Below are 12,616 nucleotides of genomic sequence, written 5' to 3'. Positions count from 1 at the left end.
TCCTTTCGGGGGTTAGGCGGGGGTGCGCTGCGGCGGGATGGTGGTGGTCTGGGTTGGAGTGCGGGTCCGCTGGGTGTCGAGGAAGCCGTCGAAGGTGACAGCAGCCCCGGCGAGGACGACGAGAGCGAGGCGGGTGAGGAACGGGACCTGAAGCCCGACGAGCCACGCCAGGCCGGTGAAGATCAGGAAGACGCGGGCGCGGGTGAGACCGATCAGCCAGCCGAGGCTCACCGGACCGCCCCCATCAGCGCGGTCCACAGCCGGTCATCACGGCCCCAGACCGGGTCGTAGGCGATCAGATGGACGCTGTGGGCGCGGAGGTCGCGGAACGCGCGGCGGCCGATGCCGTCCCATTCGCGGGCGAGCTGGTTGCGCGGGTACTTGGTCGTGATCCCGGCAACCGGCTGGCCGTCTCGGTCGGCGAACGGGACCGGCACCGCAGGCTTCCGGCTGGCGCGGATCACGCTCAGCCCGTTGGTGTCGGCAGCCCGCAGGATCTTCGGCAGGAGCGGGCCCCGGTCGTCGATGTAGCCCTCGACGTAGGCCTTCTGTCGCCAGTGGGCGCCGTCGTATCCGGGGCCTTCCTCGCCGGGCTGGCTGTCGACGGTGACGAACCCGGCCCGGTTCAGGACGGCCAGCGTCGTGATGAGCCGGCTGGTCTCGGTGTCGGGTCGGCTGTCGAAGTAGCCGGGCCGGGCAGGGATCCGACCCTCCAGCCAGTCGGCCATCGTCCGGCCGAGGTCGGCGATCGACTGGGCGTCACGCCACACGCTGCCCATCAGGACCACACCCACGGCTCGTTGGCACGAGCGGCGCGCTCGGCGGACTCTCCGATCCGGCGGGCGATCCGGTCCCAGCCGTCGGGCAGCTTGCCGGCGACCTTCAGGAGCGCCTTGCCGTGCTTGGCGGCCTGCGCGGCGTCGATCTCCATGTAGCCGTCGCGGCTCGGGGCGAACAGGGGGCGCAGCGTCATCCATCCGAAGGTGCTAGCGGCGCGCTTCACCTCGACGCCGAGCTGCTCGATCTGGAGGTAGGACAGCGTCGACTCGGTGCCGTTGTGGGAGATGCGGTAGCCCATGACGGGCTCCTTTCGGGTCAGTGGAAGTTGCGGAGCTGGCGGGCGAAGCGTTCGAGGCGGGCGGCTTCGCGCTCACGGCCGGCGATCTGCCGGTTCAGACGCTTCGCCTCGGCCCGACTCAGCTGATGGACGCCGTAGTTGTTGTGGAGCCCCGCGATGACCAGGTCACGGACGCCGGGGCGGCGGAACTGGGCAGCGTGGACCAACTCGTGGATGAGGGTCCGGTCGATCTCGCGGGTGGTGCGACAGGACTCGACGTCGATCAGGAGGACCGAACCGCGGCTGGAGACGGTGGTGAATCCCCAGGCGTCGTAGCCATCGCTCAGTAGTGGCTTGTGAGTGACACCGATGGCCTGCTGCTCAGCCACTATGACGGCCTCGGCGAAGTGCCGCCGGTTCGTGACACGGATCTCTACGTGGCCGGTGCCCTCGTTGAGTTCCCTGATCACGATGCCGGAGCAGTTGTCGGCGACGGCCTCGACTCGGGCGAAGCCGGGCTGATGCCTGGCGTCGAGCTTGTAGGAGGTGATCTGCATCAGGTGTCCTCTCGGACGTCGCGGGCGATGAGGGCGGTGGCGTCGAGCAGGGCGTCGACCTGCGCCTGGTCGTCGGCCCCGTGGCGCTTGGCGGCGACGATCGCCACGGCTTCAGCGGCGGCGGCGATGGCCTGGTCGGCGGTGACCATCAGGCTGCGGCGGTGCGGCGGAGGGCGTCGAGCTCGTCGCGGAGCTGCGGCCCGTCGGGGGTGGACTCGTCGATCCGCTCGGCCAAGTGCTCGGCGGCGAACATGCCGAGCCGGTCACCGGCGCGCTGGGCGGCCAGGAAGTCGGTGACGACGCTGGCGCGCAGGCCGGCCTCGATCTCGGCGAGCTCCTGCTCGGACGGGCCATCGGACGGGATCAGGACGAGAGCGGACATGACTGGGCTCCTTCGGGATGTGCGGGATGGTCGGGTGGAGCGCCCCGGGCCGGATCCGATCCGGCAGCGTCATGCCGGGTCCGGGGCTGGACGGGTCAGTCGGCGAGGCGGCGGATCTCGACCTCGAGGTCGCGGGGGTCGTTCTCGGCGACGGCGAGACGCCGGTTGAGGTCGTCCTCGCTGTGCACGGTGATCTCGTCGGTCGGCGCCTTGGTGATCGGGTTGACCGGCTGGCCGCTGCGGCTGGTGGCACGGAACGCCCACTTGGGCATGGCGAATCTCCTCGTGGCAGAGGTGCGGGAAGGGTGGGGTGGAGCGCCGGGGCCGGTCAGCAGGGGGATGGACTGCCGGCCCCGGCAGTAGAGGGGCGGACCTACAGGCCCAGCAGGTGGTACGGGAACGGGTCCCGGGCGTGCTCGACGCGGTAGGCGCGAATCCAGCACCAGCGGAAGCGGAACTCGGCGACACCGAGCTGCATCAAAGCGACCGCACGATGGTGACCATCCGAGACGCGCACGTCGTGGTAGCGGTCATCGACACCGAGAAGAATCGGCTCCAGCAGCCCATCAGCCGGGATCGACACCTTCAGACCGTCCAAGACCTTGCGGTCCTTGTCGCGACGCTCGAACCGGTCGGCCGCATGCTTCCACTTGCGGTACTCCGACGGCCGGATCTGCTGGTCGTTCAGGAGCCGGGTCGGCAGCGTGCCGGTGTAGAGGGCCATCACCGGCCACCGTTCTCAGCAGCGAGGCGGGCGGCCTCCGCATCAGCGGCGGCCTGCTGTGCGGCCTCCATACGGCGGGCGGTCTCCTCAGCGAGGACCCGGTCGGCGATCTCCTGCGCCCAGTCCACGGCGATCACCGGGCCCGGTCCGCGTCGAGGGCGTCGAGCAGGCTGGCGAGCACGTGGGCGAGACCGTAGGCGGCGCGGATCATCTCGTCGCCGTCGTGCAGGTTCGCCGACCCCTTCTCGGCGAGGGTCTCGCGGGCCCTCTCGATCGCCTGATCGAGAGGCGGGATGTACCCGAGGCCGTCGCGGTCGGGGTCGAACAGCGGGGAGAAGGAGCCGGCCATCAGGCGGCCCTCCGCTGCGTGCCGGGGGCGGTGCGGACGTGCGAGGCGGCGGCGTGCGCGGCCTTGTCGGCCTCCGACATCTCGACCACGAACGGGCCGCGGCCGACCTTCTTGCCGACAGCGATCCGGCGACGCTGCGAGACAACGGTCGCGGCCTCGACCGCGGGGGCGCTCACTTCGTGCCGCCGTAGGTACGGACGTCCAGCGACGGCGGGACCGGGCGCATCGGGGCGCCAACCAGCTTGCCGACCAGGATCCGGGCGACCGTGTCACGCTCGAAGGCCGAGCGGCCGGTCGGCATGCACAGCAGCGCGGTGCCGGTACGGGGCTTCACGACCTGACCGAAGAACGACTCGTCGGTCACCGATGTGTCGACGATCTCGGCGTTGACCTCGGCCAGCAGCTTCGACAGCGGGGCCGAGAGCAGGCGGTCGACGGTGAGGGTGTTCGCGGAGGCTTCGCCGTCCGCGCCATTACGCATGGCAAGATGGGCCATGACCACTCCTTGGTTGCATCAAGGTTTCGGTCGGCTGCCCCGAGATACCCGGTGTGTGGAAGCCCGGGTTCGGGGCAGTTTTGCGTTCTGCCATCAGAGGCCGGTGGAAGGCGTCCCCTGGTGGACGTCCACCACAGTGCCACAGCACTGGACTGGTGGCAATCCACCATGCGAAGATTTCGCCATGCCTCGTGGAGTCCACAAGAAACAGACCCGCACTTACCGCCCTGAGCCTGAGCTGTTTGACCAGGCACTTAAGGCGGCAAAGGCGGTGGACTCCAACCTCAATGCGCACATCTGTGCGTTCCTTCGATGGCTCACGCACGAGACGGACGAGCTTCCACGACGGCCGGATCCCGAGGTTCTCCGGCGGTTGCAGCAGTCCGACTCGTAGTCGACCTCGCCTTTCGCGGTTGGCGAGGCGGGGCCTTCCCGCCTTCGCCGCTAGGACATCGCGAGGCGCCACCGTGACGGCAGGTTGAATGCCGTTCACTCACACCGCACTCACACTCACAGGGGGACGCCATGGCGGACCAGGCGTTAGCGGACGAGTTCGTCGCCGAGTTAAAGCGCTGGCGCGACGTGCGCGGCCTGTCCCAGAAGGCGCTCGCGCAACTGGTCGGGTACACACCCTCGTACATCTCGAAGGTGGAGTCCGGTCACCAACGGCCGTCGCGCGAGTTCGCCGAACAGGCGGACCATCACCTGCGGGCCGGCGGTGCGATCCGGCGGGCCTTCGTGGCGCTGGCCGTGAAGCCGCGGACCGAGGCCCCGCGCCCGGCTCCAGCTCCCGAGCCGCCGACGAGCCTGGTTGTCGAGCATGAGGACACGTCGCTGTACTACGACGGCCGCGTGTACCGGGCGACGCAGCGGCGACTGCTGGTGAACGGCGGCACGGAGCCGATCACCAGCTACCTGATCCGCATCTCGGTGGACCGCTACCCGGGCGACCCGGAGCGGTCGAACGCGCACTACCGCGAGAACCCGCTGACCTGGGAGGAGATCCAGCTCAGCGCGAGCGTCGACGGCGAGCCGATCGGCTGGCGCGTCCAGCATGACCGGGACGCGTTCAAGGAGCTCTGGCTCCTCTTCGAGAACGAGGACGGCCGTTACCCGCTCTACCCCGGCGAGTCAGCATGGCTGGAGTACAGCTACACGGTCGGCCAGGAGAAGTGGGGCCAGTGGTTCCAACGAGCCGTCCGCCTGCCGACCAAGCGGCTGAGCGTGTCGCTCGACTTCCCGGCCGAGCTGGAGCCCGCTGTGTGGGGCACCGAGACGACGATGACCGCGACGGGCAACCCCTTCCGCAATCCCGTGCGTTCGGCCACAGAGGGCGGGCGGCGCGTGTTCTCCTGGAGTACGGAGGAACCACCTCTTCACGCCCGTTTCCGCTTGGAGTGGAAGTTCCGGGCCAAAGCGATCAAGGAGACTCACCTGAGCACTGCTGACACGGCCAGTGGCCGCATGCGGGAGATCGGCATCGTCCAGGAGGGCGACCCGATCCTGACAACCCCTGCCCGCCTGTTCTCCCTGCCCGACGAAGCGGAGGACGCGCGCCGCGTGGTCGCCGAACTGAACTCCGCCGCCGACCGGGCGGCCGGAGTCCACGACTTCGGCAAGGGCATGGGCATCGCCGCCCCGCAGATCGGCATCAACCGTGCCGCCGCGATCATCCGCACGCCGGAGGGTGAAGCGATCACCCTGTTCAACCCTCGGATCATCGAGGAGGCCGGCGGCTTCGACGAGCAGTACGAAGGCTGCCTCAGCTTCTTCGACGTCCGCGGTATGGTCCCGCGCCCGATGTCGATCAGCGTCGAGCACACCGACATCGACGGCCAGCAGCGGATCACCATCTTCGAACGCGGGCACGCCCGGCTCGTCGCCCACGAGGTCGACCACCTGCACGGCCAGCTCTACCGGTCCAAGATGCGGCCCGGCGTCGAGCCGATCCCGGTCTCCGAGTACCGGGGCACAGGCAAGACGTGGCAGTACGGGCAGGCGCAGCCGTGACCAATCTGGAGCCGACGGAGTTCGTCTACGTCATGGGGAGTCCGGGGACCCGGACGGTGAAGATCGGTCGCAGCGTTGATCCGAAGCGCCGGTTGGCGCAGATCCAGACGATGAGCCCTGTCCCCCTTGAGCTCCTCGCAGTGCATATCGGCGACCATGAAGTCGAGACCTACCTGCACCGCCGCTTCGCTCTTCTGCGTACCCATGGCGAGTGGTTCACCTTCGAGGTCGACCCGCTAAGCGCGGTTGCCGAGGCGATCCAGGCGCACGCCGAGGAGAAGAGAGCGATGGAGGCTACGCCGAGCATGGCGGAACTTCGGCTGGACTTCCTTCAGCGAGTAGGCCAAGCATCGGCGGAGTTCCTTCAGGCTCGACATGACCTGGAGCGACTCATCCGCGAGGCGCGCGATGCGGGAGTCCCCCTGACTGCAATCGCCAAGCACACCGGCTTCAGCAGGGAGTGGGTTCGGAAGATCGCCGACGGTAAGTCGTTCAAGGCGTCCGCCTAACCCCCTCCCTCGCCCGCCACTCCTCCCCGGGGTGGCGGGCGTCGCCACGCCACCCCGCCGTTGTCAGTCCCTCATGCCACCCTGTCGGCATTCCCGCTGGCAGAGGAGTGTGCTGTGCAGAATTTCAAGGTCACCTGGGTCCAGGCCGGCGAGCCGAAGCGCTCGACCGTCGCCTATGACCGGCCGTCGGCGGATGACCGGGCGGCGCGTCTGGGGCAGGAGGCCGGCGTGACCGACGTGCAGGTGATTGAGGTGAAGCCTGGCGAGTAGCCGGCGGTCACAAGCGAGCGCCCGCCTCTCGGGGATGAAGGCGTGTGCTCGGTGGTTCCGTAAGCACGTTCCCCGTCACGGGGATCGTGTGACGGGGAACGTGTCGGGCTGCGGATATTGATGACCCTCCGCGCAGCATCGGGGTGGCACGGGCAGTGATCCCGGGATGACTGCCTCGGCTCCTGACTTCACCTTAAGTGAAGGGATACGGCCTGAGGGTGAATGAACGCGCCCTCCACCCGATCGGGTGGAGGGCGCGCCGTGGTGCTGGCGGTGTTCAGCCGATGTAGTTGATCTGTAGGACGGTCACGGTTCTGAGGGTCTCGCCGATGAGGAGTACCGCGAATGCCGCGTCGGTGATGAGCATCCGAATGACGCCGTCGTCTTCGCCGTAGGGCTGGGTGGCGGCGATGGGGTCGCTGCATGCTGCCGCGAGGGCGAGTGTCAGCGCCTCGCTGGGGACGGCTGGCATCGCTTCGTGTACGGCTTCGGCTGCCGGGTCGTACTTGAGGCGGTACTGCAAGACGGTGGTCCTTGATTTCCGGGCACCACGGGGGTGCGGCGAAACCACTGGACGGCGGGACAGTGATCCTTCGCGACACAGCGTAGCGGGTTGCTGACTGTAGGAAGAACGGATCGGGGTTAGGCGGCGCCGCTGGCCCTGTTTCGTTCGGCGGTTGCCTGGATTCTGTCTGTGGCATCGACCCATGGACCTGGAAGTTCTTCGCCGCGGGCGTCGTGGACGGCGAGTTTGCGGCCTCGTTCGACGGCGGCGACGGTGTCCTTGGCGATGCGTTCCCACTTGGCGAAGACGGTGAGGAGTTCGTGGGCGGGGGCGCGGTTGATCTGGCCTAGGAAGGTCTGGGTGAGTGCGGGGTTTCCGAGAGCATCGCAGATCCGTTCGATCGTCCACGGTTCGCTGCTCATCCTGGCCCTCCGCTGGAATCACCAATCGTGTTTCCACCGTAGCGCAGAACGTTAGCCCTCTAACGGTCCGGGGCGACGATCCGCCCTAACGGTGCGGGTTAGCTATCCGGGTTAGCAGTTACCGGTTAGTGGTGGCGGCCAGTGGTTGGGCGTGCCTGCAGGCGGTGGCGCGCGTTGTCTGGGTGTGGAGTCCTTCGAGCCTGTAACCGCCGACTACCCGTCCGCCCCGCGTCTGCCGCTGCTGACGTTGGCCGAGGCCCGCGAGGCGGTCCGGCACCTGTTCCTCCTCGAGCAGCTGGACCTCTCCCCGCGGGGTGCGGCAGCCGGCCAGCTCGCATCGGAGCTGGCCCGGCGGCTGCCTGCCGACTAGGTCACCGGATCCACGCGATCGCCCGGCAGGAGATGGCGTCGGCTTCTCTGTCGATGGACGCCGCGCCGTCGCGGAGGTCGCAGTCTGGGTGGTCGGCTAGGTCGCGGTGGGTTTCGGCGATGGCCCGGAGGAGGGCGACGACGTTGTCTGCGGAGATGTAGGCGCGCCCGTCGTCGGCTGTGACCATCGGGATGAGGTTACCGACATGCTCGCCGGGGGTCTCGTTGCTGCTCACGCTGCGGCCCGCCTCTCCGCGAGCGGCAGCCGCAGGATCTCGCTGTGCCCGTACTCGGCGCCGCATCGGGGGCAGGTCTCGCCGCGGGTGTCGAGGGTGATGCGCAGTGTCTGCTGACAGGGGCAGGTGACGGCAATGCGGCGTGGCGGGGTCTCGCCGCCGACGATGCGACTGAGGGTGCGCCAGATGGAGGCGACCTCGTCGGCGAACTCCTCGATGGCGGAGTGCTTGGCGACGGCCTGGGAGAGGTTGAAGCGGAGAGTGCGGCAGGCGTGGGTGACGCGTGCTGTCGAGGTGCCGCGCTCGCCGATCTCTGCGTAGCCGTCCTCGGCCCAGTCCCGGACCCAGGTCTCCAGCGGGGCGAGGACGGGGCCGGCGGCAGTGCGGAGGTTGAGTACGTCGATGCGGCAGGGGGCGGGGGCGGCTTTGCTGCCGGAGACGGCCGGGCCGCCGCCTGTTGCGCCGCGCTCGAGGTGGTCGTCGAGCCGCTCGAACAGGCCGGGGATGGCGCCGAGATGGATGGCGATGCGGTCTTCGCACAGGGTGCACGCGTACCTGCCGAGTTCGTGGTCGCGGAGTTCGCGGCGGCAGCAGGTGCAGGTGTCGAGGTCGTTCACGGCGGCTCTCCGTTCGGGCGGTGCGGTGGGTCGGGTCAGGCGATGTCGAGGACGAGGGCGGACAACCGGTTGGCGGCCGCCTCGGCGTACTGCTCGTTAGCTTCGATTCCGATCCCGCGCCGTCCGGTGAGGCGGGCGGCGTCGAGGGTGCTGCCGGAGCCGGCGAATGGGTCGAGGACGAGTCCGCCGGGCGGGCAGGCGTATTCGATGAGCGGGATGAGGACCTCGATGGGCTTCTCTGTGGGGTGGCGCTTCTGGTGGCGGACTGCGCCCGCCTTGATGACGGAGCGGGCGAGCCGGGTGCCGTTGTCGGCGTAGGTGTGGGCGCCGATGGTTCCGGTGTGGGGGGTGCGGGAGCCGCGAGCGCGCGCCGACTTGTCGGGTCCGCTGTAGGCGGTGCGTGGGGTGTCGTGGTGGATGTCGGCCCAGTTGCCGCGGTACCAGTGGGTGGCGATCTCGTGGACTCGACGGAACCGGTCGGTTGCGAAGCCGGAGCCGTTGGCCTTTTCCCAGATGACGTCCTGGGAGAGCTTCCAGCCTGCCGCGGCGAGCTCGGCGCCGTGTTCGAGGAACATGCGCATGGATCCGAAGCACCACATGGAGTTGCTGGCTGCGGCTACGGGGGCTGGCCAGTCGGTCGGCCACTGGTCCCATGCCAGCGCTGTTTCTCCGTAGGGCGGATCAGTGATTACGCAGTCGGCTTGCAGGTTGAGGCCGGGAAGGATGGCGCGGCTGTCGCCGAGGTAGAGGGTGACGTGTTCATCGGCGTAGTACGGCTCGGGCATTTCGGTTCCTTTCGGGCGTCGTTGGTGGATCGCAAGGACCAGGCGCCTCGCTGGCGCTCTAGGCGTCCGGCGTCTCAGAGTGCGCGGGAGGCCTGTGAGGCGCTTAGGCGGGCGCTCAGGCCCCTTCTCGGGCGTGTTCTACGTCAGGGCCTGGAGGTGGCTTGGGTATTGGCGCCCCGCTCGCTGCGGCGATGGCCCACACGGGCAGGTGGGTGACGCCTCGCCGTTCACTGCCGGCGACCAGTCGCTGAACTGCTTTGAGGCCGTCGATTGCTCGGCCCTTGGGTTGGTCGGCGTAGGCGGCGAGGCGGCCCTCGAGCGAGGCCTTGCTGTCGGCCAGGGCGGCCTTGCTGGCGGACAGTTCGGCGATGCCCGTTCGGAGTCGGCTGGCTTCGGTGGCGGTGAGTGGCCCGCGTTCGGCTCGGTCGGCAAGGTTGAGCAGCTGCTCGGTTGTGACGCGGCTGGTCATCACAAGCTCCTGATGACGTCGACGACGGTGCGGATGGGTATGTCGCGCCGGCTGCAGGATCGGCTGTAGTCGGCGGGGACTTCGCCCGCCCAGTAGGTGCTGCTGACTTTGGCGTCGGCTTCCTGTTCCCAGCCGTCGTGCCAGAGCGGCTCCTGAATCGTGGTCACGGTGGCTCCTGTGGTGCGGGGCGCCCCGGTGGTGGGGCGCCCGTGTCTGGGGGTTGTGCGGGGGTCTGCCGGTCAGCGGGCGAGGACGCAGGGGCGCTGGTAGGTGTGGCCTTCGCTGCATTGGGTGGGGCATTCGGCGTGGAGTCCTCGGCGGAGGTGGCTGACGAGGATGCGCAGGCGGCGGATGGTCACGTCTGGTCCTTGGGGTTGGTGTGGGCGTCGAGGGCGGCGAGGGCGTAGCCGAGCTGCTCTCGGATGCCGCCGCGGGCCTCGTCGGTGATGGCCTGCACGCGGTCCCGGAAGGCTTCGAGGGCGGCCTCGGCCCGCTCGGCGTGACGGTGGGAGTCGGCCAGCAGGAGAACGGCGCGTTCGGCCTTCACGGCGCGGGTCTGGAGCCGGTCGATGCCGTCGCGGAGCCGGGCGGCTTCGGCGCCGGTGAGGGGGCCGCGTTCGGCACGGTCGGCGAGGTTGCGGAGGGGGTCCGTCGTCGGCTGAGTCACAGGTACTCCTCTCCGGGGTCGAGGGTGTCGACGGGCCGCTGGTCGGGCTGGTCGTCGGCGTGGGTGTAGGGGTGGCGGGGCGTGGCCGGCTCGCTGCCGGGCGCGGGCTGGGTCATCGGGTCTCGTCCTCCTCGACGGTCAGGCGGCGGCGCTTGCAGGGGCAGACGAGGTCACGCTCGGGTACGCCGTGCTCGACGGTGAACCAGCAGCGGCCGTCGGCGTCGTGGTACTGGTCCTGGTGCTCGCAGGAGGTGCAGCGGACGATGACGCGGTCGACGGCCGGCTGGGTGTCGGACAACCCGGCGGCGGGGGCGGACTCGGTCTCGGTGCAGCCGCAGACGGCGGCAACGCCCTGGCTCCGCGAGCGGATGACGCAGGCGCCCTGCTGGTGGTTCGTCCACAGGTGCTTGCAGGAGGGGCATCGCGGCTCGGACTCGAAGCGGCGTCGGGCGGCCCGTGCGAGTTCGGCCGCGTGGGCCCGGTCCTCGTCGGTCCAGTCGCCGCTGCCTCGGACGAGGACAGTAGCGCCGTCGACGTCGATGGGGTGGCAGGTGTCCGGCTGTTGTCCGCTGGCCTGACGGGCGGCGTCCCGGACCGTGGCGGCGAGCTGGGCGTAGAGGGCACCGACGCGCTCGTCGTCGATTCTGGCGGCGCTCATGGCCTTGACGAGGTACTGCGAGGCGTCGGCCAGGTCAGGCGCGCACCGGTGGCAGAAGCCGTGTCGTGCGCAGTGCCGGGTGCTGCTGCAGGCGGTGGGCTGGTCGGTCATGTGCTGCTCCTGGTGTTGGGGCCGGGCCGCCACGGGGACGACCCGGCAGCGGCAGGTCAGATGCGGTCGCGGTCGATGACGCCCTGGAGCCAGGCGGCGTCCTCGGTGGACACGTGAGCCCCGTTCGTCGGCTGCACGAGGAGATGGACGGGCCGGCCGCCTCCGTCGCGGTCGGGGCCGACGCGGACGCCCCAGGTGCAGCGGTCGGGGCTGCCGTGGCCATCGATGCAGTGCAGGCACGGGAGGTCGTTCTCGATCTCGGTGGATTCGAAGTCGAGCCAGACGATCACGGTGTTGCCGTCATGGCAGGACCGGCGGGTGATCCCGGCGATCCCGGTCGGCCAGAAGGCGTCGGAGTTGTCCTCGCCGATCCAGTGGACGGTCGCGGTGCCGTCGGGCCACAGGACGCCGTCGGCTACGCGGCCGGTCCCGGATGCTCCGGTGACGTCGGTGTTGCGCTGGAGGTAGAAGCGGCGGGGCACGGACGGGTGGTCGTGGGTCATGCGGGGTCTCCCTGTGCGGGGGCGGAGCGTGTCGGGATGCTGGCGACGCACGCGCGCAGCTCGTCGAGCGTCAGGTGTTCCTCGACGGTGGTGGTGCACTGGATGTCGACCTCGGCGATGTCTGGTTGCGTGAGCAGCCAGGAGGCGTCGCGGTAGGTGCGTTGGGCGTTGCTGGAGAAGCGGCCCCAGACGGTCCATCCGGGTCTGTCGTGGTAGCGGATGTGGATGCGGAAGCGGAAGCTGGTGGTGGTCTCACGACTTGCTTCGGTCATTGAGACTCGTCCTCCTCGACGGTCCACGTGGTCGTCTCCCGCACGAGGCGGCGCTTGACGGGGGTGTTGTCGTCGGCCCAGCGCGGCGAGCTGATCTGTACCTGCCGAAGGCGTTCCACGGCGCGGTCGCGGTCGTGGAAGGCGGCGCCGGGCGCCCACTCCTGGGCAACCGGGTCGTACAGGGAGACGCGCCACTGCACGCGTGGCGGCTGGGCTTCGTCGTTGGCCGGCTGGGTGTCGGACAACCCGGCAGCGAACTTTGGGGAGGCTTTGGGGATGGCGTGGCTGTCGAGGGTGCCCTCAAAGGCGGCGGTGGCTTCCTCGGGGGTGGGGCCGTGGCGTCCGTCGGCGATCCAGGGCGCGGCGTCCATGTCCGGCTGTTGTCCGCTGGCCTGACGGGCGGCATCCCGGTTGCGGCGGGTCTCGCTCACGGCAGGCAGGAAGATCTCCTCGGCCACCCGCAGAATCCCGAGGAACAGGCGGGTGGAGGCGAAGTGCTCGGGGTCGGCCTTGAGGTCGTCGAGGAGGTCGGACACCTCGTTCTCGTGGATCTCGACGTGGATGCGGCGCTGGCCCTCGATGCGGTTCATGTAGATGCGGTCCATGGGGTGCTGCTCCTGGTGTTGGGGCCGGGCCGCCACGGGGACG

Annotated in this window: 28 protein-coding genes; 4 read left to right on the top strand and 24 right to left on the bottom strand. The window is 69.4% G+C overall.

The genetic code is table 11. From position 1 onward, the window contains the following. Window positions 1-12: 12 nt before the first annotated feature. From GGE06_RS29280 to GGE06_RS29225, 12 genes are all read right to left on the bottom strand, one after another. Window positions 13-231: a hypothetical protein gene (locus GGE06_RS29280; protein ID WP_184932234.1), complete on the bottom strand. Its 219-nt coding sequence runs from the start codon at window positions 229-231 to the stop codon at window positions 13-15. Then, window positions 228-779 (bottom strand): DUF6919 family putative SAM-binding protein, encoded by a 552-nt coding sequence (locus GGE06_RS29275; RefSeq protein ID WP_221518639.1) that lies wholly within the window; start codon window positions 777-779, stop codon window positions 228-230. The genes GGE06_RS29280 and GGE06_RS29275 overlap by 4 nt, the downstream gene beginning before the upstream one ends. Next, window positions 779-1,078 carry a DUF7739 domain-containing protein gene (locus tag GGE06_RS29270; protein WP_184932232.1) on the bottom strand — a complete coding sequence of 100 codons (300 nt, stop codon included), beginning with the start codon at window positions 1,076-1,078 and terminating at the stop codon, window positions 779-781. Before GGE06_RS29270 ends, GGE06_RS29275 begins: the two co-directional genes overlap by 1 nt. Window positions 1,079-1,095: 17 nt before the next feature. Beyond that, window positions 1,096-1,614 carry a hypothetical protein gene (locus GGE06_RS29265; RefSeq protein ID WP_184932231.1) on the bottom strand — a complete coding sequence of 173 codons (519 nt, stop codon included), beginning with the start codon at window positions 1,612-1,614 and terminating at the stop codon, window positions 1,096-1,098. Further along, the gene (locus GGE06_RS29260; protein WP_184932230.1) at window positions 1,614-1,763 is read right to left on the bottom strand and encodes a hypothetical protein; all 150 of its coding nucleotides are present in this window, start codon (window positions 1,761-1,763) and stop codon (window positions 1,614-1,616) included. The genes GGE06_RS29265 and GGE06_RS29260 overlap by 1 nt, the downstream gene beginning before the upstream one ends. Next, complete coding sequence (locus GGE06_RS29255) at window positions 1,763-1,996, bottom strand: hypothetical protein (protein WP_184932229.1); 234 nt, start codon at window positions 1,994-1,996, stop codon at window positions 1,763-1,765. The genes GGE06_RS29260 and GGE06_RS29255 overlap by 1 nt, the downstream gene beginning before the upstream one ends. 95 nt (window positions 1,997-2,091) lie before the next feature. After that, the gene (locus tag GGE06_RS29250; protein WP_184932228.1) at window positions 2,092-2,268 is read right to left on the bottom strand and encodes a hypothetical protein; all 177 of its coding nucleotides are present in this window, start codon (window positions 2,266-2,268) and stop codon (window positions 2,092-2,094) included. Between the two features lie 101 nt (window positions 2,269-2,369). Beyond that, the gene (locus GGE06_RS29245; RefSeq protein ID WP_184932227.1) at window positions 2,370-2,720 is read right to left on the bottom strand and encodes a ParB N-terminal domain-containing protein; all 351 of its coding nucleotides are present in this window, start codon (window positions 2,718-2,720) and stop codon (window positions 2,370-2,372) included. Next, entirely contained in the window at window positions 2,720-2,857 is a 138-nt protein-coding gene (locus GGE06_RS29240) for a hypothetical protein (protein WP_184932226.1), read from the bottom strand. Before GGE06_RS29240 ends, GGE06_RS29245 begins: the two co-directional genes overlap by 1 nt. After that, complete coding sequence (locus GGE06_RS29235) at window positions 2,854-3,069, bottom strand: hypothetical protein (RefSeq protein WP_184932225.1); 216 nt, start codon at window positions 3,067-3,069, stop codon at window positions 2,854-2,856. The genes GGE06_RS29240 and GGE06_RS29235 overlap by 4 nt, the downstream gene beginning before the upstream one ends. After that, a complete protein-coding gene (locus GGE06_RS29230; RefSeq protein ID WP_184932224.1) occupies window positions 3,069-3,245 on the bottom strand; it encodes a hypothetical protein in 177 nt (58 codons plus the stop codon). Before GGE06_RS29230 ends, GGE06_RS29235 begins: the two co-directional genes overlap by 1 nt. Then, window positions 3,242-3,565 (bottom strand): hypothetical protein, encoded by a 324-nt coding sequence (locus tag GGE06_RS29225; protein ID WP_184932223.1) that lies wholly within the window; start codon window positions 3,563-3,565, stop codon window positions 3,242-3,244. The genes GGE06_RS29230 and GGE06_RS29225 overlap by 4 nt, the downstream gene beginning before the upstream one ends. Window positions 3,566-4,090: 525 nt before the next feature. On the opposite strand from GGE06_RS29225, the gene GGE06_RS29220 reads away from it, so the two are divergent. From GGE06_RS29220 to GGE06_RS29210, 3 genes are all read left to right on the top strand, one after another. Further along, window positions 4,091-5,575 carry a peptide deformylase gene (locus GGE06_RS29220; protein WP_184932222.1) on the top strand — a complete coding sequence of 495 codons (1,485 nt, stop codon included), beginning with the start codon at window positions 4,091-4,093 and terminating at the stop codon, window positions 5,573-5,575. Next, on the top strand, window positions 5,572-6,084 hold the full coding sequence (locus tag GGE06_RS29215) for a GIY-YIG nuclease family protein (protein ID WP_184932221.1): 513 nt from the start codon (window positions 5,572-5,574) through the stop codon (window positions 6,082-6,084). Before GGE06_RS29220 ends, GGE06_RS29215 begins: the two co-directional genes overlap by 4 nt. 114 nt (window positions 6,085-6,198) lie before the next feature. Beyond that, window positions 6,199-6,354, top strand: a complete 156-nt coding sequence (locus tag GGE06_RS29210) for a DUF8636 domain-containing protein (RefSeq protein WP_184932220.1) — start codon at window positions 6,199-6,201, stop codon at window positions 6,352-6,354. Window positions 6,355-6,631: 277 nt separating this feature from the next. Here GGE06_RS29210 and GGE06_RS29205 read toward each other — a convergent pair whose 3' ends face one another. Together GGE06_RS29205 and GGE06_RS29200 are read right to left on the bottom strand one after the other, a co-directional pair. Beyond that, window positions 6,632-6,877, bottom strand: a complete 246-nt coding sequence (locus GGE06_RS29205) for a hypothetical protein (RefSeq protein ID WP_184932219.1) — start codon at window positions 6,875-6,877, stop codon at window positions 6,632-6,634. A gap of 119 nt (window positions 6,878-6,996) precedes the next feature. Next, window positions 6,997-7,281 carry a hypothetical protein gene (locus GGE06_RS29200; protein WP_184932218.1) on the bottom strand — a complete coding sequence of 95 codons (285 nt, stop codon included), beginning with the start codon at window positions 7,279-7,281 and terminating at the stop codon, window positions 6,997-6,999. 184 nt (window positions 7,282-7,465) lie between these two features. Between GGE06_RS29200 and GGE06_RS29195 the strand changes: the two genes are divergently transcribed. Next, the gene (locus GGE06_RS29195; RefSeq protein ID WP_184932217.1) at window positions 7,466-7,651 is read left to right on the top strand and encodes a hypothetical protein; all 186 of its coding nucleotides are present in this window, start codon (window positions 7,466-7,468) and stop codon (window positions 7,649-7,651) included. Window position 7,652: 1 nt separating this feature from the next. Here GGE06_RS29195 and GGE06_RS29190 read toward each other — a convergent pair whose 3' ends face one another. The 10 genes from GGE06_RS29190 to GGE06_RS29145 all read right to left on the bottom strand — a co-directional run bounded on the left by GGE06_RS29190 (window position 7,653) and on the right by GGE06_RS29145 (window position 12,573). After that, entirely contained in the window at window positions 7,653-7,886 is a 234-nt protein-coding gene (locus GGE06_RS29190; RefSeq protein ID WP_184932216.1) for a hypothetical protein, read from the bottom strand. Further along, window positions 7,883-8,503, bottom strand: coding sequence for a hypothetical protein (locus tag GGE06_RS29185; protein ID WP_184932215.1), 621 nt, complete (start codon window positions 8,501-8,503; stop codon window positions 7,883-7,885). Before GGE06_RS29185 ends, GGE06_RS29190 begins: the two co-directional genes overlap by 4 nt. 35 nt (window positions 8,504-8,538) lie before the next feature. Then, window positions 8,539-9,288: a DNA-methyltransferase gene (locus GGE06_RS29180; protein WP_184932214.1), complete on the bottom strand. Its 750-nt coding sequence runs from the start codon at window positions 9,286-9,288 to the stop codon at window positions 8,539-8,541. Window positions 9,289-9,403: 115 nt separating this feature from the next. Further along, window positions 9,404-9,757, bottom strand: a complete 354-nt coding sequence (locus GGE06_RS29175; RefSeq protein ID WP_184932213.1) for a hypothetical protein — start codon at window positions 9,755-9,757, stop codon at window positions 9,404-9,406. Further along, window positions 9,757-9,924, bottom strand: coding sequence for a hypothetical protein (locus tag GGE06_RS29170; protein ID WP_184932212.1), 168 nt, complete (start codon window positions 9,922-9,924; stop codon window positions 9,757-9,759). Before GGE06_RS29170 ends, GGE06_RS29175 begins: the two co-directional genes overlap by 1 nt. A gap of 188 nt (window positions 9,925-10,112) precedes the next feature. After that, window positions 10,113-10,424, bottom strand: a complete 312-nt coding sequence (locus GGE06_RS29165; RefSeq protein WP_184932211.1) for a hypothetical protein — start codon at window positions 10,422-10,424, stop codon at window positions 10,113-10,115. A 112-nt stretch (window positions 10,425-10,536) separates the two neighbouring features. Then, window positions 10,537-11,193: a hypothetical protein gene (locus tag GGE06_RS29160; protein WP_184932210.1), complete on the bottom strand. Its 657-nt coding sequence runs from the start codon at window positions 11,191-11,193 to the stop codon at window positions 10,537-10,539. Between the two features lie 56 nt (window positions 11,194-11,249). After that, a complete protein-coding gene (locus GGE06_RS29155) occupies window positions 11,250-11,696 on the bottom strand; it encodes a hypothetical protein (RefSeq protein WP_184932394.1) in 447 nt (148 codons plus the stop codon). After that, a complete protein-coding gene (locus GGE06_RS29150; protein ID WP_184932209.1) occupies window positions 11,693-11,968 on the bottom strand; it encodes a hypothetical protein in 276 nt (91 codons plus the stop codon). Before GGE06_RS29150 ends, GGE06_RS29155 begins: the two co-directional genes overlap by 4 nt. Next, complete coding sequence (locus tag GGE06_RS29145; RefSeq protein WP_184932208.1) at window positions 11,965-12,573, bottom strand: hypothetical protein; 609 nt, start codon at window positions 12,571-12,573, stop codon at window positions 11,965-11,967. The genes GGE06_RS29150 and GGE06_RS29145 overlap by 4 nt, the downstream gene beginning before the upstream one ends. Between the last annotated feature and the right edge of the window lie 43 nt (window positions 12,574-12,616).

It is taken from the genome of Streptomyces nymphaeiformis (genome assembly GCF_014203895.1).
Classification (GTDB): Bacteria; Actinomycetota; Actinomycetes; order Streptomycetales; family Streptomycetaceae; genus Streptomyces; species Streptomyces nymphaeiformis.
This window is presented reverse-complemented; position numbering and strand designations above follow the sequence as displayed.

Excerpts from the sequence above, each read along its gene's own strand:
- GGE06_RS29235 (WP_184932225.1), bottom strand. The coding sequence starts at position 3,069 with ATGGCCGGCTCCTTCTCCCCGCTGTTCGACCCCGACCGCGACGGCCTC.
- GGE06_RS29220 (WP_184932222.1), top strand. The coding sequence starts at position 4,091 with ATGGCGGACCAGGCGTTAGCGGACGAGTTCGTCGCCGAGTTAAAGCGC.
- GGE06_RS29175 (WP_184932213.1), bottom strand. The coding sequence starts at position 9,757 with ATGACCAGCCGCGTCACAACCGAGCAGCTGCTCAACCTTGCCGACCGA.
- GGE06_RS29200 (WP_184932218.1), bottom strand. The coding sequence starts at position 7,281 with ATGAGCAGCGAACCGTGGACGATCGAACGGATCTGCGATGCTCTCGGA.
- GGE06_RS29225 (WP_184932223.1), bottom strand. The coding sequence starts at position 3,565 with ATGGCCCATCTTGCCATGCGTAATGGCGCGGACGGCGAAGCCTCCGCG.
- GGE06_RS29145 (WP_184932208.1), bottom strand. The coding sequence starts at position 12,573 with ATGGACCGCATCTACATGAACCGCATCGAGGGCCAGCGCCGCATCCAC.
- GGE06_RS29270 (WP_184932232.1), bottom strand. The coding sequence starts at position 1,078 with ATGGGCTACCGCATCTCCCACAACGGCACCGAGTCGACGCTGTCCTAC.
- GGE06_RS29260 (WP_184932230.1), bottom strand. The coding sequence starts at position 1,763 with ATGGTCACCGCCGACCAGGCCATCGCCGCCGCCGCTGAAGCCGTGGCG.
- GGE06_RS29265 (WP_184932231.1), bottom strand. The coding sequence starts at position 1,614 with ATGCAGATCACCTCCTACAAGCTCGACGCCAGGCATCAGCCCGGCTTC.
- GGE06_RS29155 (WP_184932394.1), bottom strand. The coding sequence starts at position 11,696 with ATGACCCACGACCACCCGTCCGTGCCCCGCCGCTTCTACCTCCAGCGC.
- GGE06_RS29250 (WP_184932228.1), bottom strand. The coding sequence starts at position 2,268 with ATGCCCAAGTGGGCGTTCCGTGCCACCAGCCGCAGCGGCCAGCCGGTC.
- GGE06_RS29180 (WP_184932214.1), bottom strand. The coding sequence starts at position 9,288 with ATGCCCGAGCCGTACTACGCCGATGAACACGTCACCCTCTACCTCGGC.
- GGE06_RS29150 (WP_184932209.1), bottom strand. The coding sequence starts at position 11,968 with ATGACCGAAGCAAGTCGTGAGACCACCACCAGCTTCCGCTTCCGCATC.
- GGE06_RS29245 (WP_184932227.1), bottom strand. The coding sequence starts at position 2,720 with ATGGCCCTCTACACCGGCACGCTGCCGACCCGGCTCCTGAACGACCAG.
- GGE06_RS29255 (WP_184932229.1), bottom strand. The coding sequence starts at position 1,996 with ATGTCCGCTCTCGTCCTGATCCCGTCCGATGGCCCGTCCGAGCAGGAG.
- GGE06_RS29275 (WP_221518639.1), bottom strand. The coding sequence starts at position 779 with ATGGGCAGCGTGTGGCGTGACGCCCAGTCGATCGCCGACCTCGGCCGG.
- GGE06_RS29160 (WP_184932210.1), bottom strand. The coding sequence starts at position 11,193 with ATGACCGACCAGCCCACCGCCTGCAGCAGCACCCGGCACTGCGCACGA.